At 63.5% G+C, this 23,597-nt stretch carries 28 protein-coding genes; 10 read left to right on the top strand and 18 right to left on the bottom strand.

The window, feature by feature from the left end; all coding sequences use genetic code 11:
* The first annotated feature begins 9 nt into the window (after positions 1 to 9).
* The 3 genes from EN852_RS00215 to EN852_RS00205 all read left to right on the top strand — a co-directional run bounded on the left by EN852_RS00215 (position 10) and on the right by EN852_RS00205 (position 2,439).
* Complete coding sequence (locus EN852_RS00215) at positions 10 to 867, top strand: cytochrome c1 (protein WP_127874454.1); 858 nt, start codon at positions 10 to 12, stop codon at positions 865 to 867.
* A 137-nt stretch (positions 868 to 1,004) separates the two neighbouring features.
* Positions 1,005 to 1,700, top strand: coding sequence for a phosphatase PAP2 family protein (locus EN852_RS00210; RefSeq protein WP_127874453.1), 696 nt, complete (start codon positions 1,005 to 1,007; stop codon positions 1,698 to 1,700).
* A 193-nt stretch (positions 1,701 to 1,893) separates the two neighbouring features.
* Positions 1,894 to 2,439, top strand: coding sequence for an adenine phosphoribosyltransferase (locus EN852_RS00205; protein WP_112127111.1), 546 nt, complete (start codon positions 1,894 to 1,896; stop codon positions 2,437 to 2,439).
* Between the two features lie 108 nt (positions 2,440 to 2,547).
* Here the strand turns inward: EN852_RS00205 and EN852_RS00200 are convergent, their stop codons facing one another.
* The 6 genes from EN852_RS00200 to EN852_RS00175 form a co-directional block, all read right to left on the bottom strand.
* Positions 2,548 to 3,018 carry a MaoC family dehydratase gene (locus EN852_RS00200; protein ID WP_127864509.1) on the bottom strand — a complete coding sequence of 157 codons (471 nt, stop codon included), beginning with the start codon at positions 3,016 to 3,018 and terminating at the stop codon, positions 2,548 to 2,550.
* Complete coding sequence (locus EN852_RS00195) at positions 3,015 to 3,485, bottom strand: MaoC family dehydratase (RefSeq protein ID WP_127864510.1); 471 nt, start codon at positions 3,483 to 3,485, stop codon at positions 3,015 to 3,017. The genes EN852_RS00200 and EN852_RS00195 overlap by 4 nt, the downstream gene beginning before the upstream one ends.
* Positions 3,486 to 3,599: 114 nt before the next feature.
* On the bottom strand, positions 3,600 to 4,574 hold the full coding sequence (gene corA, locus EN852_RS00190; RefSeq protein WP_127874452.1) for a magnesium/cobalt transporter CorA: 975 nt from the start codon (positions 4,572 to 4,574) through the stop codon (positions 3,600 to 3,602).
* 19 nt (positions 4,575 to 4,593) lie between these two features.
* Entirely contained in the window at positions 4,594 to 5,697 is a 1,104-nt protein-coding gene (gene ychF, locus EN852_RS00185) for a redox-regulated ATPase YchF (RefSeq protein ID WP_127874451.1), read from the bottom strand.
* Positions 5,698 to 5,789: 92 nt separating this feature from the next.
* Positions 5,790 to 6,512 carry an aminoacyl-tRNA hydrolase gene (pth, locus tag EN852_RS00180; RefSeq protein ID WP_127874450.1) on the bottom strand — a complete coding sequence of 241 codons (723 nt, stop codon included), beginning with the start codon at positions 6,510 to 6,512 and terminating at the stop codon, positions 5,790 to 5,792.
* Positions 6,513 to 6,536: 24 nt separating this feature from the next.
* Complete coding sequence (locus EN852_RS00175) at positions 6,537 to 7,181, bottom strand: 50S ribosomal protein L25/general stress protein Ctc (RefSeq protein ID WP_127864514.1); 645 nt, start codon at positions 7,179 to 7,181, stop codon at positions 6,537 to 6,539.
* A 350-nt stretch (positions 7,182 to 7,531) separates the two neighbouring features.
* Between EN852_RS00175 and EN852_RS00170 the strand changes: the two genes are divergently transcribed.
* Entirely contained in the window at positions 7,532 to 8,176 is a 645-nt protein-coding gene (locus EN852_RS00170; protein WP_127874449.1) for a glutathione S-transferase family protein, read from the top strand.
* Positions 8,177 to 8,233: 57 nt separating this feature from the next.
* Here EN852_RS00170 and EN852_RS00165 read toward each other — a convergent pair whose 3' ends face one another.
* Entirely contained in the window at positions 8,234 to 8,677 is a 444-nt protein-coding gene (locus EN852_RS00165; protein ID WP_127874448.1) for a MarR family transcriptional regulator, read from the bottom strand.
* 148 nt (positions 8,678 to 8,825) lie between these two features.
* Here EN852_RS00165 and EN852_RS00160 point away from each other — a divergent pair, with 148 nt between their 5' ends.
* The gene (locus EN852_RS00160; protein WP_127225913.1) at positions 8,826 to 9,683 is read left to right on the top strand and encodes an alpha/beta hydrolase; all 858 of its coding nucleotides are present in this window, start codon (positions 8,826 to 8,828) and stop codon (positions 9,681 to 9,683) included.
* A gap of 82 nt (positions 9,684 to 9,765) precedes the next feature.
* Here the strand turns inward: EN852_RS00160 and EN852_RS00155 are convergent, their stop codons facing one another.
* Entirely contained in the window at positions 9,766 to 10,995 is a 1,230-nt protein-coding gene (locus tag EN852_RS00155; protein WP_189545644.1) for an MFS transporter, read from the bottom strand.
* Positions 10,996 to 11,128: 133 nt separating this feature from the next.
* Here EN852_RS00155 and EN852_RS00150 point away from each other — a divergent pair, with 133 nt between their 5' ends.
* Positions 11,129 to 11,998: a helix-turn-helix transcriptional regulator gene (locus tag EN852_RS00150; protein WP_127864519.1), complete on the top strand. Its 870-nt coding sequence runs from the start codon at positions 11,129 to 11,131 to the stop codon at positions 11,996 to 11,998.
* A gap of 116 nt (positions 11,999 to 12,114) precedes the next feature.
* Positions 12,115 to 12,681: a dihydrofolate reductase family protein gene (locus tag EN852_RS00145; protein ID WP_127874446.1), complete on the top strand. Its 567-nt coding sequence runs from the start codon at positions 12,115 to 12,117 to the stop codon at positions 12,679 to 12,681.
* Here EN852_RS00145 and EN852_RS00140 read toward each other — a convergent pair.
* The 8 genes from EN852_RS00140 to EN852_RS00105 all read right to left on the bottom strand — a co-directional run bounded on the left by EN852_RS00140 (position 12,678) and on the right by EN852_RS00105 (position 19,102).
* On the bottom strand, positions 12,678 to 13,613 hold the full coding sequence (locus EN852_RS00140) for a ribose-phosphate pyrophosphokinase (protein ID WP_095817296.1): 936 nt from the start codon (positions 13,611 to 13,613) through the stop codon (positions 12,678 to 12,680). The two genes, EN852_RS00145 and EN852_RS00140, sit on opposite strands and share 4 nt — an antisense overlap.
* 189 nt (positions 13,614 to 13,802) lie before the next feature.
* On the bottom strand, positions 13,803 to 14,429 hold the full coding sequence (locus EN852_RS00135) for a hypothetical protein (RefSeq protein WP_127874445.1): 627 nt from the start codon (positions 14,427 to 14,429) through the stop codon (positions 13,803 to 13,805).
* A 55-nt stretch (positions 14,430 to 14,484) separates the two neighbouring features.
* Positions 14,485 to 15,636, bottom strand: a complete 1,152-nt coding sequence (locus EN852_RS00130; protein WP_127874444.1) for a Xaa-Pro peptidase family protein — start codon at positions 15,634 to 15,636, stop codon at positions 14,485 to 14,487.
* Positions 15,636 to 16,424 carry a peptidoglycan editing factor PgeF gene (gene pgeF / locus EN852_RS00125; RefSeq protein WP_127874443.1) on the bottom strand — a complete coding sequence of 263 codons (789 nt, stop codon included), beginning with the start codon at positions 16,422 to 16,424 and terminating at the stop codon, positions 15,636 to 15,638. Before pgeF ends, EN852_RS00130 begins: the two co-directional genes overlap by 1 nt.
* A 100-nt stretch (positions 16,425 to 16,524) precedes the next feature.
* Positions 16,525 to 17,592: a class I SAM-dependent methyltransferase gene (locus EN852_RS00120; RefSeq protein ID WP_127874442.1), complete on the bottom strand. Its 1,068-nt coding sequence runs from the start codon at positions 17,590 to 17,592 to the stop codon at positions 16,525 to 16,527.
* Positions 17,589 to 18,443 carry a prolipoprotein diacylglyceryl transferase gene (gene lgt, locus EN852_RS00115; RefSeq protein ID WP_127874441.1) on the bottom strand — a complete coding sequence of 285 codons (855 nt, stop codon included), beginning with the start codon at positions 18,441 to 18,443 and terminating at the stop codon, positions 17,589 to 17,591. The genes EN852_RS00120 and lgt overlap by 4 nt, the downstream gene beginning before the upstream one ends.
* Positions 18,444 to 18,534: 91 nt before the next feature.
* Complete coding sequence (locus EN852_RS00110; protein WP_348643418.1) at positions 18,535 to 18,741, bottom strand: type II toxin-antitoxin system RelE/ParE family toxin; 207 nt, start codon at positions 18,739 to 18,741, stop codon at positions 18,535 to 18,537.
* Positions 18,742 to 18,841: 100 nt separating this feature from the next.
* Positions 18,842 to 19,102: a type II toxin-antitoxin system ParD family antitoxin gene (locus EN852_RS00105; protein ID WP_127874440.1), complete on the bottom strand. Its 261-nt coding sequence runs from the start codon at positions 19,100 to 19,102 to the stop codon at positions 18,842 to 18,844.
* Between the two features lie 140 nt (positions 19,103 to 19,242).
* Here EN852_RS00105 and EN852_RS00100 point away from each other — a divergent pair, with 140 nt between their 5' ends.
* The 3 genes from EN852_RS00100 (at position 19,243) to EN852_RS00090 (ending at position 20,737) form a co-directional block, all read left to right on the top strand.
* The gene (locus tag EN852_RS00100; protein WP_112126796.1) at positions 19,243 to 19,545 is read left to right on the top strand and encodes an accessory factor UbiK family protein; all 303 of its coding nucleotides are present in this window, start codon (positions 19,243 to 19,245) and stop codon (positions 19,543 to 19,545) included.
* Positions 19,546 to 19,858: 313 nt separating this feature from the next.
* Positions 19,859 to 20,359, top strand: coding sequence for a YbjN domain-containing protein (locus tag EN852_RS00095; protein ID WP_040989643.1), 501 nt, complete (start codon positions 19,859 to 19,861; stop codon positions 20,357 to 20,359).
* Positions 20,360 to 20,377: 18 nt separating this feature from the next.
* Entirely contained in the window at positions 20,378 to 20,737 is a 360-nt protein-coding gene (locus EN852_RS00090; RefSeq protein WP_127864528.1) for a tRNA-binding protein, read from the top strand.
* A 157-nt stretch (positions 20,738 to 20,894) separates the two neighbouring features.
* On the opposite strand, the gene EN852_RS00085 is transcribed toward EN852_RS00090, so the two are convergent.
* Together EN852_RS00085 and EN852_RS00080 are read right to left on the bottom strand one after the other, a co-directional pair.
* Complete coding sequence (locus tag EN852_RS00085; RefSeq protein WP_127874914.1) at positions 20,895 to 21,917, bottom strand: glycosyltransferase family 1 protein; 1,023 nt, start codon at positions 21,915 to 21,917, stop codon at positions 20,895 to 20,897.
* Positions 21,918 to 22,139: 222 nt separating this feature from the next.
* On the bottom strand, positions 22,140 to 23,555 hold the full coding sequence (locus tag EN852_RS00080) for an ATP-binding protein (RefSeq protein WP_127874439.1): 1,416 nt from the start codon (positions 23,553 to 23,555) through the stop codon (positions 22,140 to 22,142).
* Positions 23,556 to 23,597 lie beyond the last annotated feature (42 nt).

Here is a 23,597-nt window from a genome sequence, read left to right as displayed (position 1 = left end):
ATTTTGGGTATGAAGAAGATTCTCACCTCGCTGGCGCTGCTCGGCCTGGTGGTGGCGGGCACCGCTGCCATCGCCGCCGAAGAGGAACACAACCCGGCCGCGCCGACGCATTTCCCGATCAACGAGCCGAAGGAAATGAGCTGGAGCTTCGCCGGCCCGTTCGGCACCTACGACAAGGCGCAGCTGCAGCGCGGCCTCAAGGTCTACAAGGAAGTCTGCTCGGCCTGCCACTCGATGAACCTGGTGGCCTTCCGCACGCTGGAGGGGCTTGGCTATTCGGAAGCGCAGATCAAGACGCTGGCCGCCGGATACACCATCCATGACGGCCCGAACGACGCCGGCGACATGTTCGATCGTCCCGGCAAGCCGTCGGATCACTTCCCGGCGCCGTTCCCGAACGAGCAGGCCGCGGCTTCCGCCAATGGCGGCGCCGCCCCGCCGGACATGTCGCTGCTCGCCAAGGCGCGCGGCGTCGAGCGCGGCTTCCCGCGCTTCATCTTCGATATCTTCACCCAGTATGCGCAGGGCGGCCCGGATTACATCCACTCGCTGCTTACCGGCTACGACCAGACGCCGCCGGCCGGCATGGTCATCCCGGAAGGCACGCATTACAATCCGTACTTCCTGTCCGGCGTGTCGCTGAAGATGCCGAAGCCGCTCTCGGACGGCCAGGTCACCTATGACGACGGCTCGCCGCAGACCGTCGACCAGTATGCTCGCGATGTCGCGGCCTTCCTGATGTTTGCCGCCGAGCCACATCTCGAGGACCGCAAGAAGACCGGCTTCCGCGTCATGGTCTTCCTGCTGCTCTTCGGCGCGCTGGTCTACATGACCAAGCGCAGGGTGTGGGCCGACGTCGCGCACTGAGGCGCGACCAAATCGTAAAGCTTCAAAGGGCGCCCCTCAGGCGCCCTTTTGTATTTCGGGACCACGATGACGGCCCTGTCACATGGCCGTCATCGCGCGCGGCGATCCTGCCTTGCCCTCATCAAAGGATCGCACCCATGAAAAGATACGCATCCCTCGCGGCCGGTTTCCTGCTGCTCATCACCGGATACACTGCCCATGCCGACGAAGCTCAGCCTTTCGTCACCAACAAGGATATCGACCTGACGATGATCCTGCCGCCGCCGCCGGCGAACGACTCCGCCGAGACGAAGGCTGAGCTTGGCGAAGTGCTGACGCTGCAGGTGACGCGTACGCCCGAGATGGAAAAGCGCGCCATCGCCGATGCCGAGGAGAATGTCTGGCGCTTCGCAGATGTCATGGGGCCGAAGTTCAACAAGGAAACGCTGCCGAAGGTCAGCGCCTTCTTCGATCGCGTGGTGGCCACGGAAGGCGCCGTCGTCGATCCGGCCAAGGATGTCTGGAAGCGTCCGCGCCCGCATCAGCTCAGCGATCTGGTCAAGCCGGTTGTAAAGCTGTCGAACTCCGGTTCCTGGCCGTCGGGCCATGCCACGGTCGGCACCATGATGGGCATTATCCTCGCCGACATGGTGCCGGAAAAGCGCGCCGAGATCATGGCCCGCGCGGCCGAATATGCGCATAACCGCGTGGTCGGCGGCATCCACTATCCGTCCGACATCGAGATGGGCAAGATTTCCGGCAGCGTGATTGCCGCGGTCCTGCTCAGCCGTCCCGATTTCAAGGCCGAGTTCGAAGTGGCGCGCTCCGAGCTGCGTTCGGACCTCGGCATGTAGTTGCAAGGTAAGCGCCTGTTTTTCGAAGGGCGCCTTCGAAGGCGCCCTTTTCGTTATAGCCGAGGCCGGTCGGCATCGATGCTTTGCCGGATGTGCTTGTCTCTGGCGCGACATCGCGGTAGCCCTTGTCGATCGCGTCGGGCAGCAATGGCCGACGCCGCCAATCCGACAGCCGGACACGCGGAAAGCCTCAATGAAATCCTCCCTCGAAGACACGCTGCTTGCGGCCATCCGCACCATTCCGGATTACCCCAAGCCCGGCATCCTGTTTCGCGACATCACTACGCTGCTTGGCGATGCGCGCGCCTTCCGCCGCGCCATCGACGAGCTGGTGCATCCCTATGCCGGGCTGAAGATCGACAAGATCGCCGGCATCGAGGCGCGCGGCTTCATCCTCGGCGGCGCCGTAGCGCACCAGCTCTCGGCCGGCTTCGTGCCGATCCGCAAGAAGGGCAAGCTGCCCTACGAAACGGTGCGGGTGGCATACAGCCTCGAATACGGCCTGGACGAGATGGAGATGCATAAGGACGGCGTCTCGCCCGGCGAGAAGGTGATCGTGGTCGACGACCTGATCGCCACCGGCGGCACCGCGGAAGCAGCGGTCAGGCTGCTCAGGCAGATCGGCGCCGACATCGTCGCCGCCTGCTTCGTCATCGACCTGCCGGACCTCGGCGGTCGCAAGAAGCTGGAAGCGCTCGGCGTGCCGGTCAGGACGCTGATCGGGTATGAGGGGCATTAGTGAATAGTGAATAGTGAATAGTGAATAGTGAATAGTGAATAGTGAAGGTAGGTTGTTCGAGCGCGAATCTATGCGGATCACTACTCACTAATCACCATTCACCATTCACTACTCCACCTTCACCAGCACGGCGCTGTCGAATTCGATGACCTTGTCGCCGGTCGAATCGAACCCTTCCGAGCGCAGCGTGAGCAGGTTCCAGCCGGGACGTCCGGTAAGCGGCCGGTGCGCCTGCGCGGTGCGCGTGAAGGTCACCGTCTCGCCGGCATAGACCGGCTTCAGCCATTTGAGGTTGCGGAAGCCGGGCGAAGGGCCAAATTCGGGCTGCGGGCCAGGGCCGGTCCAGCGCACGCCCTCGGTCTCCATGCGCTTTTCGAGGTTGTATTTCATCCAGGTGGCGGCGGTGTGCCAGCCGGAAGCGCAAAGCCCGCCGAGCACGCTCTTCCTTGCCGCCTCCTCATCGACATGGAAGATTTGCGGGTCGTATTTCCTGGCAAACGCCTTGATCTCGTCGGCCTCGAATTTATGCGAGCCCAGCGTGACGGTTTCGCCGATCAGGAAGTATTCGTCGAGTGTCATGATTGGCCTTGAGCGGCATCACGCGCGAGGAACATACCGGTGTTCTCCAGTTCGAAGACGCATTCGCCGCGCTGGTTGAAGAGCTCGCTGCGCATGGTGATCAAGCCGAGCTGAGGCCTCGATTTGGACTGGCGCTTGGAAAGTATGGTGGCCTTCCCGGTCAGCCGGTCGCCTGCCAGAACCGGCTTCTTCCATTTCACATGCTCGATACCGGGTGAGCCTTGAGAGGTCGAATCGAGCAGGAAGGCGTCGCACAGCATGCGCATGAACATCGCGCAGGTGTGCCAGCCCGAAGCCGAAAGCCCGCCGAGGATGCTCGCCTTGCCGGCTTCCTCGTCGAGATGCATCGGCTGCGGGTCGAACTCCGAGGCGAATTCGATGATCTCGGCCGCGCTTACGTCCTTGCTGCCGAGGTCGAGCGAGGCGCCCTCCGCGAAATCCTCATAGGCCCAGGTCTTTCCGGTCATGCTGGCAATCCGGTTGACGAATGCGTGATCCCCAAATCGGGCATTCCCGGATGAAGGTCCAAGGCAATTTGGTCAAGTGATTTCTGGTAAGCCAGCCGTCGCCGGCCGACGCTTTCAGAGCCAGCCGCGGCGGCGGAAATACCAGAAGGGCAGGATGGCCGAGACCACCATCAGGCCGATGGCGAAGGGGTAGCCGAACTCCCATTTGAGCTCGGGGATGATGTCGAAATTCATGCCGTAGATCGAGGCGACCAGCGTCGGCGGCAGGAAGATGACGGCCGCAACCGAGAAGATCTTGATGATGGCGTTCTGTTCGATCGAGATCATGCCGAGCGTGGCATCGAGCAGGAAGGAGATCTTCTGCGACAGGAAGGTGGCATGGTCGGCGAGCGAGAGCACGTCGCGCGACAGCGTCTTGATGCGGGCCCGCACATCCTTGCTCATCTTGGTCTGGTCCGCGACGTGGGCGAGGAAGCCGGCGAGGCGCTGCAACGAGATCAGGCTGTCGCGAACGGAAGACGCGAGGTCCTCCTTGCGGCCGATGCCTTTCAGCAATTCCTGGAAATCGCGGTTGCGTTTAGAGGCCTTGGTCGAGCGCGCCTCGAAGATGTCGCGCGAGATCGCTTCGACGTCGCGGCCGGCGCGCTCGAGGATGTCGGCCAGTCGGTCTACGATCGCTTCCAGCAAGCCGATCAGGATGGTGTCGCCGCTGGTGCAGCCGGTCGCCACCTTTTCGGCGCGCAGCGGGAAGGTCTTGAAGGCCTTGGGTTCGTGGTAGCGGATGGTGATCAGCCGGTTGCCGGCAAGCGCGAAGGTCACCGGCGACATCAGCGGATCGTCGGCCTCGGTCTGCGCCGGCAGCACGGCGGTCATGAAGTAGCCGCCGTCCTCGATGTAGAGGCGGCTCGAAATCTCGATCTCCTCCATCTCCTCGCGGGTCGGGATCGCTATGCCCAGCCAGCTCTCGATGCGCGCCTCTTCCTCCTTGGTCGGGTTGAAGAGGTCGGCCCAGACGACCCTGTCGCCATCCGCCGCAAGATCCTCGGTGAGGCGCAGGCGGTCATTGTCCACGACGAAGGTTTTTATCATCGCCGGGTCTCCCTGGAGATCAGGTGTTGAACTTGAACAGCATGATGTCGCCGTCCTGGACGACATATTCCTTGCCTTCGTCGCGGGCCTTACCGGCTTCCTTGGCGGCCACTTCGCCTCCCAGCGTGACGAAGTCGTTGTAGGAGATGGTCTGGGCACGGATGAAGCCGCGCTCGAAGTCGGTGTGGATGACGCCGGCCGCCTGCGGCGCCTTATCGCCCTTGTGGATCGTCCAGGCGCGCGTCTCCTTCGGCCCGACGGTGAAGTAGGTGATCAGATGCAAGAGTTCGTAGCCGGCGCGGATCACCTTGTTGAGGCCCGGCTCGTCGAGGCCGATCGAGGCAAGGAACTCCATTTCCTCCTCGTCGGAAAGCTGGGCGACTTCCGCCTCGATCGCCGCCGAGATCACCACCGTGCCGGCGCCCTGCGCGGCCGCCATCTTCTCCACCGCCCTGGTGTGCTCGTTGCCTGTGGCGGCGTCCGCCTCGGCGACGTTGCAGACATAGAGAACGGGATGCGAGGTGAGCAGGTTCAGCCCCTGCAGGATGCGCAGGTCCTCCGGCGCGATGCCGTTCAACAGGAAGCGCGTCGGCTTGCCGGCCTGCAGCAATTCGAGCGACGCCTCCATCATCGGCAGGACGGCCATGGCTTCCTTGTCCTTGCCTGCGGCGCGCTTGCGGACCTGGGCGATACGGCGTTCAAGGCTTTCGAGGTCCGCGAGCATCAGCTCGGTCTCGACGGTTTCGGCGTCGGCCACCGGATCGATGCGGCCCTCGACATGAGTGATATCGTCGTCCTCGAAGCAGCGCAGCACATGCACGATCGCGTCGACCTCGCGAATGTTGGCAAGGAACTGGTTGCCCAGCCCTTCGCCCTTGGAGGCACCGCGCACCAGGCCGGCGATGTCGACGAAGGAGATGCGGGTCGGGATGATCTCCTTCGACTTGCCGATCGCCGCGATCTTCTGCAGGCGCGGATCCGGCACCGCCACCTCGCCAGTGTTCGGCTCGATGGTGCAGAAGGGATAGTTGGCGGCCTGCGCGGCGGCCGTCCTGGTCAGCGCGTTGAACAGCGTCGACTTGCCGACGTTGGGCAAGCCAACGATGCCACATTTGAAACCCATGTTCGTCCAGTCCTGTCGGAATTCAATTTTGGTGAGGGCTATGGGCGATAGGGGTGACGAACGTCAAGCCCCGAGCATCGTTCCTTCGACGCTCACTCCTTGCCGAACAGCTTCTTCAGCATCGCGGCCATCGGGCCGCTTTCGGGGATTTTTGCCGCCGGCTGCTGCGGCCGCGCCTGGCGGACGTGGCTTTGCTGCTTCGGCGGTTTGGGCGGCGGGCGGTCGTCATCGCCGGTCGGCACGAGTTTTTCACGCAAGGCGAGCGTGACGCGGTTCATGAAGGAGCTGTCGTCGCCCTTGGCGAGCAGCGCGGCGTTGTCGGCGATCGCGTCCAGCAGGACATCCAGCCATTCGCGGTCCGCCTTGGCGAAATCGCCGAGCACATGGCCGTGCACCATCTCCTTGACGCCGGGATGGCCGACGCCGATGCGCACCCGGCGATAGGCGTTGCCGACATGCTGGTCGAGCGAGCGGATGCCGTTATGACCGCCGGAACCGCCGCCCACTTTGACCCGGAGCTTGCCGGCGGCAAGGTCGATCTCGTCGTAGAAGACAGTGAGCGCGGCTGGCTCGAGCTTGTAGAAGCGCAGCGCCTCGCCGACCGACTGTCCGGACAGGTTCATGAAGGTTTGCGGCTTGATCAGCAGCACCTTCTCGCCGCCGAGCGTGCCTTCTGAGATCAGGCCCTGGAATTTTCGCGACCAGGGCGAAAAGGAATGGCGGCGGGCTATCGCGTCCGCCGCCATGAAGCCGACATTGTGCCGGTTGTTTTCGTATTTCGCGCCCGGATTGCCGAGGCCTGCAAAGACAAGCATCGCCGCCTCCGGGTGCAGAAATGATTATTTCTCTTCGGCCGCGGGGGCCGCAGGTTCGGCCGCAGCCACCTCGGTGGTGGCTTCTGCCTCCGGCTTCATCGCCGACGAGCCGGCAATGGTCGCGATGGTGAAGTCGCGATCGGAGATGACCGGCTTGACACCGGCCGGCAGCTTGACCGCCGAGATGTGGATCGAGTCGCCGATGTCGGTGCCGGCGAGATCGACGGTGATGAATTCCGGGATCGCGTTGGCCGGGCAGTGGAACTCGACTTCGTGGCGAACGATGTTGAGCACGCCGCCGCGCTTGATGCCGGGCGACTTGTCCTCATTGATGAAGTGGACGGGCACGTCGACATTGACCTCGGTGTCCTTGCCGATGCGCAGGAAGTCGACATGGACAGGGAAATCCTTGACCGGGTCGAGCTGGAAATCCTTCGGCAGGACCTGGATCTTCTTGCCGTCGACATCGATCGTGGCGACCGTGGTGAGGAACCCGCCGCCATGGATCTTGTAGAAGAGGTCCTTGTAGTTCAGCGCAATCGCCAGGGGAGGCTGCTTGTCGCCGTAGATGACTGCAGGCACTTTACCGTCGCGGCGAACTGCACGGGCGGACCCCTTACCGACCTGTTCGCGCGCTTCGGCCTTGAGCTCGTAAGTATCGTGGCTCATGGCATTTCCTTTCGCGTGTTATGGAGCGCTTGCGGCAGGCACGAGGCCAACCGTAAACGTCGAAAGCCGTCGCGGCCTTGCACGATCTGTCCGATGCGTTTGGCGATCCAAATGCGTCTGGGGATCATGCGAGGCCTGGCCGGCCTTCCTCCGCGTTGCCTCCAAGGGTGTCTACGCGGGTGGCGGCTCTATAGCGGAAGGCGGACGACGGTGCAAGCGGTTGGACTGGAAGGCTTCCAGGTGGTTTCCACCGCCGAAAGCATAATGCGAAGATCCCATTCGTGACAAATGTAGGATCGGGCGGCTTTCGGTCGTCCTGCGGCATGCAACCAACGCCTGTGGGGACCAAAATGAAACTTCTGTTCAGCCGCAATCCCAATCCTCGCCTCGCTGTCGCGACCGCGCGCTATCTCAAGGCGGAGACCGCCTTTGAATTCGCATCGCCGATGGCGCCGGGGCAGGCCGAGCGCTACCGCGCGCTCAACCCCAATCTGACCTTGCCGATATTGGTCGGCGCGGGATGGAGCCTGTGGGAGACGGACGCCATCGCCTGCCGGCTTTCGCGCGAGGTGCGTTCGGATTTCTGGCGTGGTGGGGACGATGAGCCGGACATGATCCGCTGGATCAGCTGGGGCAAGGAACGCTTCGCCTTCGCCTGCGACATGGTGCATTTCGAGCGCGGTACCAAGCAGCGCTATGGGCTGGGTCCCATTGATCAGGCGCTGGTGGAGGAGGGGCTGAGGCAGTTCCACAAGGCCGCGGCGGTCCTCGAGCCTGAGCTTTCGTCGCGCGATTGGCTGGTCGGCAATTCCATCTCCTATGCCGATTTCCGCATGGCGACATTCCTGCCTTTCAATGATGCCGCTCGGTTGCCGCTCGACGACTATCCGTCGATCCGCCGTTGGTACGGCCGGCTGGAAGCGATCGACGCCTGGCGCGACCCGTTCCAGGGGCTCGAGGCGCCGCCGCTGCCGCTGGTTAAGGCGGAGGCGTAACCCGCATGGCTTTGCGCAATTCCGGACGGAAACGGCTAGGCTTTTTCCAGGAATTGCCTAGGCGGCGTCGACCGCCTGGCCGCCGCTCAGCGCATCGCGCAACTTCTGGATTTGCCGGTTCAGGGCATCGAGTTCGGCCAGCCTCATGCCTGAGCGCTCGATCAGCGTCTCGTTCAGGCAATTGCACCGGACGAGCAGGGCTCGTCCGCTAGGGGTCAGGTCGACCTGCACCTGGCGCTCGTCGGTCTGGCTGCGCTGGCGGGTGACGAGGCCGGCCTGTTCCATTCGCTTCACCAGCGGCGTGATGGTGCTGGATTCCAGGGCGAGCCGATGCGCGATGCTGCCCACCGACATGCCGTCCGCCTCACCCAGTGCGTTGAGCACGAGATATTGCGGATAGGTGATGCCCATTTCGTCCAGCATCGGTTTGTAGGTACGATTGATTGTCATGCTGGTCGCGTAAAGCGTGAAACAGAGCTGGTTGTCCAAGGGAAGAGGCACGGCACGATCCTTTTGCCGACTGAGCACCGATTATGTACCACGGAAAATGTTATCGTGATACATATTTCTATGGACAAGCCAGCTTGATGGCGGTACGCATATCGTTATCGTGATATTATTTATTGCGAAAATTACAAAGGAGATGGAGATGACTGAAGCTTCGCAGACCAAGATCGGCAGTGGCACGATCACCACCAAGGACGGCACGCAGATCTTCTACAAGGACTGGGGCACCGGTCAGCCGATCGTCTTCCACCATGGCTGGCCGCTGAGCAGCGACGACTGGGATGCCCAGATGCTGTTCTTCCTGTCGAAGGGCTACCGTGTCATAGCGCATGACCGCCGCGGCCACGGCCGTTCGACCCAGACTGACATCGGCAACGAGATGGACACCTATGCCGCCGACGTGGCAGCGCTCGTCGCGCATCTCGATCTTAAGAACGCAATTCATGTCGGCCATTCGACGGGTGGCGGCGAAGTGGCGCGCTACGTCGCGCAGTATGGCGGCGGCGGTCGCGTCGCCAAGGCCGTGCTAATCGGCGCCGTGCCCCCGATCATGCTCAAGACCGACGCCAATCCGGGCGGCCTGCCGCTCGAGGTGTTCGATGGCTTCCGTTCCGCCCAGGCCGCCAACCGCGCCCAGTTCTTCCGCGACGTTCCGGCTGGTCCGTTCTACGGCTTCAACCGTCCGGGCGCGGTGGTCTCGCAAGGCGTTGTCGACAATTGGTGGCGCCAGGGCATGATGGGCGGCACCAAGGCGCACTACGATTGCATCAAGGCCTTCTCGGAAACCGACTTCACCGAGGATTTGAAGAAGATCGACGTGCCGGTGCTGGTCATGCATGGCGACGACGATCAGATCGTCCCGATCGCGGACTCCGCCCTGCTTTCGATCAAGCTGCTCAAGAAGGGCGAGCTCAAGGTCTACAAGGGCTTCCCGCACGGCATGGCGACGACCCATGCGGATGTCATCAACGCGGATCTGCTGGCCTTCTTCAAGGCCTGAGTTCCGCGTTCGGAAAGCAGACAAGCACCCGCCGTTCGGCGGGTGCTTGTGTTTTTTGGGCTCTTCTTGCCGTAGCCGGCAGTCAGGCTTTCCTTGCTTCCTTCATATTGGGCAGGAACACCGTCAGCAGGCCGAGGAAGGGAAGGTACGAGCAGACCTGGAAGACAAAATCGATGCCCTTCATGTCGGCGATCACGCCGAGCACGGCGGCGGCGATCCCGCCCATGCCGAAGGCGAAGCCGAAGAAGATGCCGGCGATCGTGCCGACCCGGCCCGGCACCAGCTCCTGCGCGAACACCACAATGTTGGAGAAGGCCGACGACAGGATCAGGCCGATCATCACGGTGAGCACCATCGTCCATTCCAGATTGGCGTAGGGCAGCGCCAGTGTGAAGGGCAGGACGCCGACGATCGAGAACCAGATCATCGCCTTCTGGCCGTAACGGTCGCCGAACGGGCCGCCAAGCAGGATGCCCAGCGCCGATGCGCCGAGGAACAGGAAGAGCATGACCTGGCTCGTCTGCACCGAGACGCCGAACTTATGGATGGAGTAGAAGGTGTAGTAGCTGGAGAGCGAGGCGATGTAGGCGTTCTTGGTCAGCACCAGCAGCGTCAGCACGGCGAGCGCGCCCATCACTTTTTTGCGCGGAAAGGGCGACACATGGGCAACCTGCTTGCGGGTGGCCTGCGCAGCGCGCATGCGGCTGTACCAACCGCCGACCTGCCACAGCACGAAGATGCCGATCAGCGAGCCGATGGCGAACCAGGATATGCTGGCCTGGCCGAAGGGCACGACGATGAAGGCGGCAAGCAGCGGGCCCATGGCCTGGCCGAAATTGCCGCCGACCTGGAACAGCGACTGCGCCAGGCCGAAGCGGCCGCCCGAGGCGAAGCGGGCGATGCGCGAGGATTCCGGATGGAAGATCGCCGAGCCGATACCGATCAGCGAGGCGCCGACCAGAAGCAGCACATAGTGGCCGGCATAAGCCAGCACGATCAGGCCGACCAGCGACGAGGCCATGCCCCAAGGCAAGGAATAGGGCATGGGCCGCTTGTCGGTGATCATGCCGATCACCGGCTGCAGCAGCGAGGCCGTGACCTGGAAAGTGAAGGTCAGAAGGCCGATCTGCCAGAAATCGAGACCGTAATTCTCTTTGAGGAGCGGGTAGATCGCCGGCAGCAGTGACTGCATGATGTCGTTGATGGCGTGGCAGAAGCTCACCGAAAGGATGACGGCAAAGACCGTCGCTTGCGCCGAGGTGCTGCTTGCCGTCGCCGGCGCGGCGACGGAGTTGGCGGTCGTATCAGTCAAGGCAAATGCTCCGTAGTCTTTTTGGCGGCGAACCGCAGGCAGTCTCATGGGACGGGACGCTGCCTTATAATCGGCTTGAATGACGACTTCTTTCGTGGTTTGGTCCAATAGTTTCGCAAGTGGGCCACATCCGATGCCGCATGGCCGGGAAATCTTCAGAGGCGACGCCGCCGAACTGGGCCGGCTGCATGAAAGCCGCTGGCAGTGGCTGGAGGAGGCGGTTGGACCGGCGGTGGCGCTGCCGACCGAATATCCGGACGGCTATCATGTGCCGCAGCACCGCCACAGCCGCAGCCAGCTGCTGCACGCGCTGGTCGGTGTGGTTCTGGTGACGACGAAACACGGCCGCTGGATGGTGCCGCCCGATCACGCGATGTGGATACCGGCCGGCACCGAGCATTCGGTGGAGATGCTGGGCGATGTCTCGATGCGCTCGGTCTATGTGATGCCGAACGCCATTGCCGGGCTGCCGGAGGGATTGCGCGTCGTCGGCATCACGGAGCTGATGCACAGCCTGATCGTTGAATCGGAGAAACTGCCGCAGGGCGGCGAGCTCGAAGGGCGCGCCGCGCTCGTCATGGGACTGCTGCTGCACGAGATCCCGAACCTGCCGGAACGGCCGCTCGGCCTGCCTTTCCCATCCGACGCGAAGCTCGCGGCGCTCTGCCGGCGTTTCGTGGCGGTTCCTTCGCCGCATGCGACGATCGACGAATGGGCGGATGCCGCTGGCATGAGCCGCCGGTCCTTCACCCGTGCGTTCCATCGCCAGACCGGGCTGTCGCTGTCGACCTGGCGCCAGCAGGCCTGCCTGTTCGCCGCTCTGCCCAGGCTTGCCGATGGCGAGCCGATCACCAGGGTGGCGCTCGATCTCGGCTATGACAGCGTGCCGGCCTTCACCACCATGTTCAAGCGCATGCTCGGCGCTTCGCCGCGCGGCTATATGCGCGGCGCGCGCGATGCCGGTGAAAACCCGCGGCGCGCAGGCGGTCCGCTCGCCGCGTGAAACCGCGCCGCGGCATCGGGCCGATGCGTTGCCGATTTGGACTCCATCCGGACTTCTGATTGCAAATTGCAATCAGCTATGATCCCTTTGCGGGAGCGCGAAATCGGAGGAACCCTATGGCGACGATCGTCTATGCCATGCTGACATCGCTGGATGGCTATGTCGCCGGGCCGAGCGGAGACATCGACCTGCCGGTCCCCGAAGAGGAATTGCACCGGCATTTCAACGAGGAGATGAGGCGGACTTCGATCGTGCTTTGCGGACGCCGGATGTATGAGACCATGCGCTTCTGGGACAGCCCCGAACGGGAGATTGGCGCTGAAGACGTCGAGCGGGATTTTGCGCGCGCCTGGCGTGAAACGCCGAAGATCGTGTTTTCGACCACGCTCCGAGAAGTCGGGCCGAATGCCCGTCTGGTTAGAAGTGACGCGGAGGCGGTGGCAAAGTCGCTCAAGGGGGAAGCAACTGGCGAGATTTCCGTCTCCGGGGCCGAGTTGGCCGCCCATCTTGCGCGCGCGGGGCTGATCGACGAGTACCGGCTCTATGTGCATCCGGTCGTGCTGGGCGGCGGCAAGCCTTACTTCCAGTCCGGCCTGTCGCTGGCGCTGACGCCACTCGGCACGGAGCGTTTTACGCAAGGCGTTACGCTGCTGCGCTATGCACCAGCGCAGACCGACAATTAGTCGAACAGGCTCGAGACCGACTCTTCCGTTGCCGTGCGCGAGATCGCCTCGCCCATCAGATCGGCGATCGAAATGACCCGGATATTCGGTGCGTCGAGCACGGCCTGGCTCGGCTGGATGGAATCGGTGATCACCAATTCCTGCAGCTTCGAGCCGGCGATGCGGGCGACGGCGCCGCCCGACAGCACGCCATGGGTGATGTAGGCGGTGACGGAGGTCGCGCCGTTGGCAAGCAGCGCGTCGGCCGCGTTGCACAGCGTGCCGCCGGAATCGACGATGTCGTCGATCAGCAGGCAATCCTTGCCGGCGACCGCGCCGATGATGTTCATGACTTCCGATTCACCGGGGCGCTCGCGGCGCTTGTCGACGATGGCCAACTGCGCGTCGAAACGCTTGGCCAGCGCGCGCGCCCGCACCACGCCGCCGATGTCGGGCGACACGACGACGACATTGCCGAGCTGCTTGTACTTGGCCTTCACGTCGCGGGCCATCACCGGCACCGAGAACAGATTGTCGGTCGGGATGTCGAAGAAACCCTGGATCTGGCCGGCATGCAGGTCGAGCGTCAGCACGCGGTCGGCGCCGGCGCGGGTGATCATGTTGGCGACCAGCTTGGCCGAGATCGGCGTGCGGCCGGAGGCGCGGCGATCCTGCCTTGCATAGCCGAAATAGGGGATGACCGCCGTGATGCGCCGCGCCGAGGAGCGCATGAAAGCGTCCATCATGATGAGCAATTCCATCAGATGGTCGTTGGTCGGATAAGAGGTCGACTGCAGGATGAAGACATCCTCGCCGCGCACGTTTTCCTGGATCTCGACGAAGATTTCCTGGTCGGCGAAGCGCCTGACGCTGGCTTTCCCCAGTGGGACGTTGAGATAGCGAGCGACCGCTTCGGCCAGCACCCGGTTGGAATTGCCCGCGAAAAGCTTCATGCACCGTTCCTGGTGAAGGATGGAGAGGCCCAAGAGACTCTCAATGAGCCTTTTATGCGGGCTTTTAGCGGCCCGCGCCGGTATTGCAAGCCTCGTTGTGGGGAATCCTTCCGGCGACCGCAACAAACACGGAAAACATCGCAAGCCGGCAACAGTTTGGCCGGCAACAGTTCGGCCGGCATGGTCCGGTCAACCGGCGCCGCCGCTGCCGAGCCACGCGGCGAACTGGTCGATCGTCTGGTCGGCGATGGCCTGCATGGTCGCGGGCGCCACCGTCGGCCAGCCCTCGCCGCCGCCGACCGCGGGCGCCTTCTGCTGGCCATTGATGCGATGCAGGCGGTTCCCCGAGGGGTCGTAGATGTCCCAGACATAGATGACGGTGGTGTCCTTGCCCTCGGACATCGTCGAGAAATAGCCTTTCAGCACGTGCGTCGCCGTCTGGTCGGTGCTGCCGACAAGCGTCAGGCCGCGTTGCTTGGCGCGGGTCTGCAGTTCCGCCGTCAACGGTGCCGCCGCTTCCACCGATGCGCCGACGATCGGCGCCACCTGCAGGCGCGTCTTCGCGAGAGCCGCGGTCTGGGCCGGTGTCCTGGGTGTCGCGGACGAGGCTGCGGCGGAAGGGGCGGGAGTAGGGGCAGGCGCGGTCGCGGTCGGGGTTGTGGCCGTCGTCGATGTGCCCTGCGGGGCGGCCGAGGACTGGGCCGAACTCGCCGGCGGGGTGATGGCCGAAGGTTCCAGCACGTCCTTGGCGTTGGTGCAGGCGCCGAGCGCCAGCGCCGCAAGCAATGACACGGTCGTCATCCGCGATCGTCTCATTTGCTTGAAAACTCCCTACTGGCGAATGCCCCCGCGTGAACCAACCATTATGGATTCACTGCACGATCAAGTCGAGATCATGGCGCGACAGCGGCCTCGGCGCCGATTCCGTGGTGAGGTAGGTGCGACCGAGCGTCATCGCTGTCTCGGTCTCGGAGTCCATGATGATCATATGCGCGAACAGCGTCATATTGGGCGCGATCGGTTCCGGGTTGCCTTGGTAGAACATCGGCATGTCCATCCAGGACGGCGTGAAACGGGCGCCGACCGAGTAGCCGCAGGCGTTCAGCCGGTGCTTGGTCAGATTGTGCGCCTCGAGCGTGCGGGCATGCGCGTCGAAGACGTCACCGAAGGTGTTGCCCGGGGTCATCGCCTTTTCGACAGCGAGCAGCGCGGCCCGGGAAGCGTCGAACAGTTCCTGATGGCGCTTCGACACCTTGCCCGTCAAAATGGTGCGCATCATGGGGGCATGATAGTGGTGGAACACACCGGCCCATTCGAGCGTCAGCTGGTCGTTCTTGGTGAGCTTGCGGCGGCCGGCCTTGTAGCGGCAGAGCAAGGCATCGGCGCCGGAGCCGATGATATACTCGTTGGCGGGATAGTCGCCGCCGCCGGCAAAGACCGCGCCCTGCATGGCGGCGAGGATGAGCCCTTCGTCGCCGCCTTGCTTGATCAGCGGCAGCGCCGCGTCCAGCGCGTCGTCGGAAAGATTGGCGGCCTTTTCCGCCTTGGCGATCTCGGCCGGACTCTTGAACAGGCGCAGCCGGCCGACGATGCCGGAGGCATCGGCGATCTGGCCGAAGGTCTGCAACTGCTCGTCGAGGCGGCGGCCGTTATAGGCGGTCAGGCCGTGGGTGTCGTATTCGACGCCGATGCGGGCGCCGAGCAGATCGAGGTCGTTGAGCAGGTTGCGCAGGTCGATCGCCGGATTGGCGCCCTGGCGATCGGTCCACAATAGGATGTTTTCTATGGTCGAGGTCTGGCGCGCTTGCCTCAAATCGGCCGAACGGGTGAGCAGCACCATCGAGCCGTCGGCTTTCACCACCAGGCACTGGAAGAAGCAGAAGCCGAACGTGTCGTAGCCGGTCAGCCAGTACATGCTCTCCTGCGCGAACAAGAGCACGGCGTCGAGCTTCTTTTCGGCCATCTCGATCAGCAGCCGGTCACGCCGCGCGTCGAATTCCGAACGTTCGAAATGCAGCGCCATTACTCTTTCTCCAGTACGATTGCCGAAACCTGGCGCCCGTAATCCGCTTCCTTGCGGTGGGTGGTGCGCCGGTAGGAATAGAAAAGATCTTCTTCCGCGTAAGTGCAGCGGCCAAGGCCTTCGGCGGTCACGCCCGCCTTGCGCAGCCGGTCGACCGTATATTGGTTGAGGTCGAACATCGAGTGCCCGGCTGTCTTCGACGGCCTGAAATAGCGGGCATTGCCGGCGTCGGCCTCGACGAAGCGTGCGACGAATTCAGGTCCGACCTCGTAATTGTCGGGGCCGATCGAGGGGCCAAGCACGGCGACGATGCGGTCGCGGCGGGCGCCGAGGCCTTCCATCGCCAAGACGGTGTTTTCGAGCACGCCGGTGAAGGCGCCCTTCCAGCCGGCATGGGCAGCGCCGATGACGCGCGCCTCGGCATCGGCGAACAACACCGGCCCACAATCGGCGGTCGATGCGCCGATGGCGATGCCCGGACGGTCGGTGACGATGGCGTCGGCTTTCGGGCGAGGACCGGCGAAGGGTTCCCTGGCGACAACGACATCGGGTGAGTGGACCTGGTGCGCGGTCAACAGGTGATCGGCCGGCACGCCCATCCAGGCGGCAACGCGCCGCCTGTTCTCGGCGACCAGCGTTTGATCGTCGCTGGAGCCTGTGCCGATGTTGAGCCCCCGATAGATGCCGTCGGAGACGCCGCCGATGCGGGTGAAATAGCCGTGGCGTATGCCTTGCGCCTTTTCAAGCAGCGGCGAGCGAACTGGATCGGGTCTGGTCTGATTCAGCATGGTTGGGTTTGTCGTCCGTGCAAGGCGGGTTCGTCAAGGCGAAGTTCGGGCGACAAGCAGGACCAGGGGCACGACCGGGAGGTGGGACCGCCCGCCAATCTCAGGGGGCTCGCGCCACCGGCATGATCTTCATCACCTTGAACAGCTCGCCCATCGCGTCGGGGCCGGCCAGGCGTTCGACCGCGTCCGAGATGGCCTGACGTGTTTCGGCATCGGCATGAGCGCCCAGTGTGCCGGCACGTTCGAGCAGGCCCATGCCGAGCAGGAATTCGCCCTGGGTCGACAGTTGCACATCGAGACCGTGAGCACGCGCGATATCGGCAAGAGCGGCGAAATCGACATGGGCGGTGAGGTCGGCTTCGCCTGGATTGGCCAAAACGTCCTCGCGCTGGTGCCGGCGCAGCGCCTGGAAAGTGTCGCCGATCCCCGGCTCCAGATGGCCGTAGTCGATGAAGAGGCCGGCGCCGCCCCGGCCGGCTATGCGTTCAGCGATCCGCGTCATCAGCGCCGACCGGGCAGGCGCCACCTCGACGATGGCACCTTGCGGCGGATCGGCGGCGCCTGGTGGCAGCAGCGCCGGGTCGACGGACCCCGCGCCCGCGAAGAAGTGCAATTCGTCGGCGCCGTCGAGGCCGACCACGCGCTCGCGCCAGCCCGCGCCGACATATACGAATTGCCGGATCGGCACCGCGTCGAACAATTCGTTGCCGACGATGAAGAGCGGCTGCCGCGGCAGCGTGTCGATGGTCTGGTGCCAGGCAAATACCGCGTTTTGACCGGCAAGCGTCTGTTTCTGGATCTCAGCCAGGCGCGGGCTGGTCTCGATCATGGCAAAGGAGGCGCCGGCCACCAGCTCCGGATCGAGGCGCGACCAAGTGCGCAGCATGTCCTTCATCAGTGTGCCGCGGCCCGGTCCGATCTCGGCAAAGGTCGAGGGCAGGGGCCGGCCGGCGCCCTGCCAGGCCTGGTAGAGCCAGACGGCAACGAGCTCGCCGAACATCTGGCTGATCTCGGGCGCGGTGATGAAGTCGCCGGCGGCGCCGAAGGGCTCGCGCGTCGTGTAATAACCCTCGTCGGGATCGAACAGGCAGAGCGCCATATATTCGCTGACCGGGATCGGCCCCGTCGCGCCGATCAGGCCTGTGATGCGCTCCTTCAGCCGGGTCATGCCGCCCGCGGCTGTGGCGTCGGCTTTGCCGTGACCATGGCCCAGATGCCGGCGAGAACCATCGGGGTAGACAGGATCATGCCCATGGTCAGCCAGTTGGTGCCGAGGAGATAGCCGATCTGCTGGTCGGGCTCGCGGAAGAATTCGACGAAGATACGCGATAGGCCGTAGCCGCAGATGAAGGCCCCGCCGACGAAGCGCGGTGTCTTCAGCTTCAGCCGCGAATGGGTGAGGAAGCGCAGCACCAGGAACAGCACCAGGCCTTCGAGCAGCGCCTCGTAGAGCTGGCTGGGATGGCGGGTGAACGGGCCGCCATTGGGGAACTCGATCGCCCAAGGTACGTCCGAGGGCCGGCCCCAAAGCTCGGAATTGATGAAGTTGGCGACACGCACGAGGCCGAGCCCGACAGGCACGCCCGCCGACACCACATCGAACAGTGTCCAGGTGGGAATGCTGCGCTTGAGCGAGAACAGCGTCATGGCGAGGATAACGCCGAGCAGGCCGCCATGGAACGACATGCCGCCCTGCCAAACCGCGAAAATGTCGAGCGGATGCGCGATATAGCGCGGCAGATCATAAAACAGCACGTAACCGGTGCGTCCACCGAGCACCACGCCGATCGCCGCCCAGACAATGAAGTCGTCGAGGTCCTCGGGCTTCATCGGCAGGTGGCCGTCCGGCCAGAGGCGGGTGTTGGTGACCAGCCGCTTCGCATACCACCAGGCAAAGAGGATGCCGACAATGTAGCCGACGCCGTACCAGTGCACCGCCAGCGGCCCGATGTTGACGATGACCGGGTCGATGTTGGGGAAGGGCAGGGAGGCCAGCGGCAAAAGGAAATATTCGCTCAACAGGGTCTCCAGGGCGCGGTCACGTTCGGGCGCGGACCATGCGGCAGGGTTTTGGCGGGGTCAAGGCAACGCAAATGTCGCAGCCGAGCGGTTATATGCTCAGGATTCGGGAAACAGAATTCGCTCGTAGTCCATCGCCCCATGGAAGAATATGCAAAATCTCGACTGCGTTCGAACCAACGCGGAAAAATATCAGATAGCTGCCGTAAACCCTGCGCCGAATGCCGAAAGATTGATGGCCTTGAACCAGTGGGTAGCGTCCCGGCATAGTGCGCAGCTCTACACAAGTACCGCGCAATTCCTGGACAAAGGTCGTGCTCGCATAGGGCTGTCGGTAGCGATGTGGTCAGCAATGGCTTCGAGGTCGGTTACGGCCCGTTTGGCAAAGACTAGCCGTTTCACCCGTTCTTCTCGGCCATCGCTTTGTGCTTAGCTTCCAGGCGATCAAATACCTCTTCAGCGGGCTCCGTGCGCCCTGCATCGGCATCGGCAATGCCTTGGGCAAGCGCAGCGTCAAGTGCGGCGAGCCGTTTCTCCCGCTCCTCGACGAGGCGAACGCCTTCGCGCAAAACCTCGCTCTTCGAATTGTAGCGGCCGTCGCTGACGAGTCGGTTCACGACATCCTCCAAGCGATGACCCAGATCTGCGCTGATGGCCATGATGTTGCTCCCTTGCGGTTTTCAACCGGTATAATAATAGTTATTGGTCGTACAATCCAGACTGACGATTGCTCGCGTGAGACATGCTTGCATTCCGCGCCGCGCGCCACTACGTCAAAACAGTAAAGCGAGGATCTGCTATGGCGACCGGACCGAACCGCATTCTCGACGAATTCGCAAAGATCATGACCGACGCCGCGGGTGCCGCGCAGGGCGTTCGGCGCGAAGTGGAGACGGCGTTCCGGGCGCAGGCCGAACGCATGCTGAATTCCATGGATGTGGTGCAGCGCGAAGAGTTCGAGGCGGTGCGCGAGATGGCGGTCAAGGCGCGGGAAGACAACATCCAGCTGGCGACGCGCGTCGAGGCGCTCGAGGCCAAGCTCGCCGAACTCACCGGACAGGCCGCACCTGCGGGTGCTGCAAAGCCCCGCGCAAAAAAATAATCGTTAAACTTTTCCACATAGCGCGATCCGAAAAATCGCTTTGCCGTGAATCGCTTACCGGCATTGCATGAATCTTTGTGACAGCCACCTTTCCACATGCGGATGACGCAGTGCGAAAAATTGGGCTGTTCACGCGACTCCCGATCAATAGACTGAATTTGTTGCATGATTCGAAGCAGGGTCATGCGCCGGGCGGTGGGGTCCGGTTGGGTCTTTGCGTTGGAAAGTCCTGACCGTCCGAGTTCTAGACAAGATTGTTCGTCGTGTGTGCCCCGCGGAGCGTGTGGCGCTCCCCTGAACACAGGAAGCATTCATGGAACTCCTCGAACTCGAATTCTCCCGCGAAATCCACCCGGTGGACGTCATCGAGCAGGTGGCCCACAACAATGACTGGTCCTTCGAGCGCGCCGGCGACGACGAGATTTCGATTTCGGTGGCCGGCAGCTGGACCGACTATCACGTCTCCTTTTCCTGGATGGAGGATTTCGAGGCGCTGCATCTGGCCTGTGCTTTCGACATCAAGGTGCCGGAGACGCGGGCGCTGGAAGTGATGCGGCTGTTGTCGCTGATCAACGAGCAGATGCTGTTCGGGCATTTCGATCTGTGGGAGCAGGAAGGCGCGATCATGTTCCGGCAGTCGCTGCTGCTTGCCGGCGGGGTCGAGCCATCGAGCCAGCAGGTCGAGGTGCTTCTGTCCTCGGCGCTAGAGGCCTGCGAATGCTATTTCCAGGCCTTCCAGTTCGTCGTCTGGTCGGGTACATCGGCCAAGGACGCGCTGTCCAGCGTGCTCTTCGAGACCCACGGAAACGCCTGAACCAAGCCAATATTGCCGATGAGTTCCAGCAGCGAGCGCAAGCCCGAGATCAGCTTTGCCGATTTCGATCGTGTCGACATCCGTGCCGGCACGATCGTCGAGGCCGAGCCGTTTCCGGAAGCGCGCAAGCCGGCGATCAAGCTGAAGATCGATTTCGGCCCGGCCATCGGAATTAAAAAGTCGTCGGCGCAAATCACCAAATATTACGCGCCGGAGACGCTGGTCGGCCGCCAGGTCTTCGCGGTGGTCAATTTCCCGCCGCGTCAGATCGGTCCGTTCATGTCCGAGGTGCTGACGCTTGGCTTTCCGGATGACGAGGGCGCCGTGGTGCTCGGCGCCATAGAGCGGAGGGTGCCGGACGGCGGGCGCCTATTCTAGGATGCGTCGATATTCAGGTGAGGCCGGCTTGCGAATGGCGGTCTCCTGCGCTTCCGGTGCTCACGTACTTCAAGTACGCTCCGCGCCGGTTCTCGGAGCCCACCATTCTCAGCTCGGCCTGACCTGAATATCGACGCATCCTAACCGCCACGTTGTATCAAGCTGCCAGTTTACGGGTACTGCCCAGCGCTTCGTCGACCACGTCGAGGAACATTTCGGCGCAGGCCTTCCAGCTGTAGCGCATGGCGCGCTGACGCGCTTCGGCGCGATCGACGTGAAGCGCCTTCATCGCCGCCTCGCCCAAATTGTTCGATACGGCTCCGCCGACACCGTCGCCGACAATGTCGACCGGTCCGGTCACCGGAAAGGCGGCGACTGGAGTCCCGCTTGCCAGGGCCTCGATTATGACGTTGCCGAAAGTGTCGGTACGGCTCGGGAAGACGAAGACGTCGGCCGACGCGTAGATCTCGGCCAGCTCGTCGTTCGGGCGGTGGCCGAGGAAATGCGCGTCGGGATAGCGCGCCTTGAGCTTCGCCAGTTCCGGCCCTTCGCCGACGATCACCTTGCTGCCGGGCAGGTCGAGGTCGAGGAAGGCGGTCAGGTTCTTCTCGATCGCGACGCGGCCGACACACAGGAAGACCGGGCGGGGAAATCCGGTTTCCTTGCGCTTGTCGGGTCGGAAGTGGTCGGTGTCGACGCCGCGCGTCCAGGGCCTCAGCTTGTTGAAGCCGCGCGCCGCGAGATCGTCCGCCAGCGATTGCGTGGCGACAAGCGTGCCCTGTCCGGAATTATGGAAGTCGCGCAGCCAGTTATAGGCCCAGCGCTCCGGCACCGGCAGGCGGGCGCTGAGATATTCGGGAAAGCGCGTGTGGTAGCTGGTGGTGAAGGGGCGACTGGCCTTGCGGCAATAGCGGCGCGCCATGATGCCCAGCGGACCCTCGGTGACGATGTGGATGTGGTCGGCCTTGCGCGTTTCGATGAGGCTCGCCACACGACCTGGCGTGGTCAGCGCCAGCCGGATGTCGGGATAGGTCGGCATCGGCAAGGTGCGAAAGAGGTTCGGCGTCAGGAAGTCGAGCTCGACGTCGAAGGACTTCAGCGCCTCGGTGAGGCGTTCCAGCGTGTGCACCACGCCGTTGACCTGCGGCCGCCATGCGTCGGTGACCATCACGATGCGCATGGCGATCCCGATAGGCATGGCGATCCTTTGCGATAGGTGCTGAGCGCGCTGGCTCGGTGCCGGAACGGCAGCCAGGCGGCAGCTCGCGCCTCGCTCCAGCGCACCCGGGCAGGGGCGGGATCGAAGCGGGGCGGCAGGGCCGAATCAACAAGGGTCGCGCGCTTCATGCGCGCTCTTCACCATGATTTCATGACGGGCGGATGAAGCCTGTCTTGGCTCTGCTCACGCAGGTACCGTGATCACGGCGCGCAGGCCGCCGAGGGGGCTGTCCTCGAGGCTGATGTCGCCGCCATGGCTGCGGGCGATGTCGCGGGCAATCGACAGGCCAAGTCCGGTGCCGCTGGCGTCCAGGTTGCGCGCCTCGTCGAGCCGCAGGAAAGGCTTGAACACCTCTTCGCGCTTGTCGGGCGCGATGCCGGGTCCGTTGTCGTCGATGGTGACGGTGAGCGAGCCGCGACCGTGATTGGCATGGACCTCTACGGTCTTGGCATAGCGGAAGGCATTGCCGATGACGTTCGAAAGCAAACGGGCAAAGGCGTTCGGGCGCACATGCACGGCCGGATCGCCGGTCAGTGTCGTCGTGAGCTTGCAACCGCGCAATTGCGCTTCCTCGCCAAGCTTCTGGAAATAGGCCTTGAGGTCGAAACGGCCAGTGTCTTCTGCGGCCTCGCCACGGGCAAAGGAGAGATAGCCTTCCAGCATCGACTGCATGTCGTCGATGTCCTGGTTCAGCGCGGCCTTGGTTTCCGACTTGCCGCCGGCCAGCGCCAGCTGCAGCTTGAAGCGGGTGAGGATGGTCCTGAGGTCGTGGCTGACGCCGGTCAGCATGGCGGTGCGCTGCTCGATCTGCCGCTCGATACGCTCACGCATCTGGATGAAGGCGAAGCCCGCGCGGCGAACCTCATCGGCGCCGCGCGGGCGGAAATCGCGCGGCATCGGCCGGCCCTTGCCGAAACTCTCGGCAGCCTCGGCGAGCGTCAGGATCGGCCTGATCTGATTGCGCAGGAAGGGAATGGCGATCATCAGCAGAACCAGCGAGGTGCCGACCATCCAGATCAGGAAGATGTGGGTGTTCGAGGCATAAGCCTGGCTGCGCCGCACGAAGACACGCAGCACCTTGCCTTCGAGTTGGACGCGGACCTCGACGACGTTCGAGTTGCCGACCGTGTCGATCCAGAACGGACGGTTGATCTGTCTCGTGATCTCCGACGACAGCGCCTCGTCGAGGATCGAGAAGAACGGCTTCGGGCCGGGCGGCGGCAACGGATCTGGCGGCAGCAGATCCACTTTCAACTGCATGCGGTCCTGGGCGATACGAATGATGTTGGCGTAGTCGGCGTCGTGCGGATAGGTCTCCATCATGTCGATGACGGCCGCAATGTCCGAGATCGTCGCCTGCGACAGGCGCTGGGTGACCGTCTGCCAGTGGCGTTCCATGAAAACGAAGGCGATCACCGACTGCAGCAGGATCATCGGCGCGATGACGATGATCAGCGAGCGGGCGTAGAGCCGCTTCGGCATGTAGAGCGCGATCAGGCGCCAGAACCGGTTCCAGGCGCGCGGCATCGCCCTCAGCGTCCGCAGCGCGAGATCGCGCAGGCCGCTCCCTTTCGGCTGTTCCAGTTGCGTGGTCGCCATTCGCCCTTCCGCTCGTCGATGGCCTGTTCAGCAAAGGGCCTT

The organism is Mesorhizobium sp. M2E.F.Ca.ET.209.01.1.1 (assembly GCF_004010375.2).
Classification (GTDB): Bacteria; Pseudomonadota; Alphaproteobacteria; order Rhizobiales; family Rhizobiaceae; genus Mesorhizobium.
The sequence above is the reverse complement of the archived record's forward strand: the minus strand, read 5'-3'. Positions and strand labels throughout refer to the sequence as shown.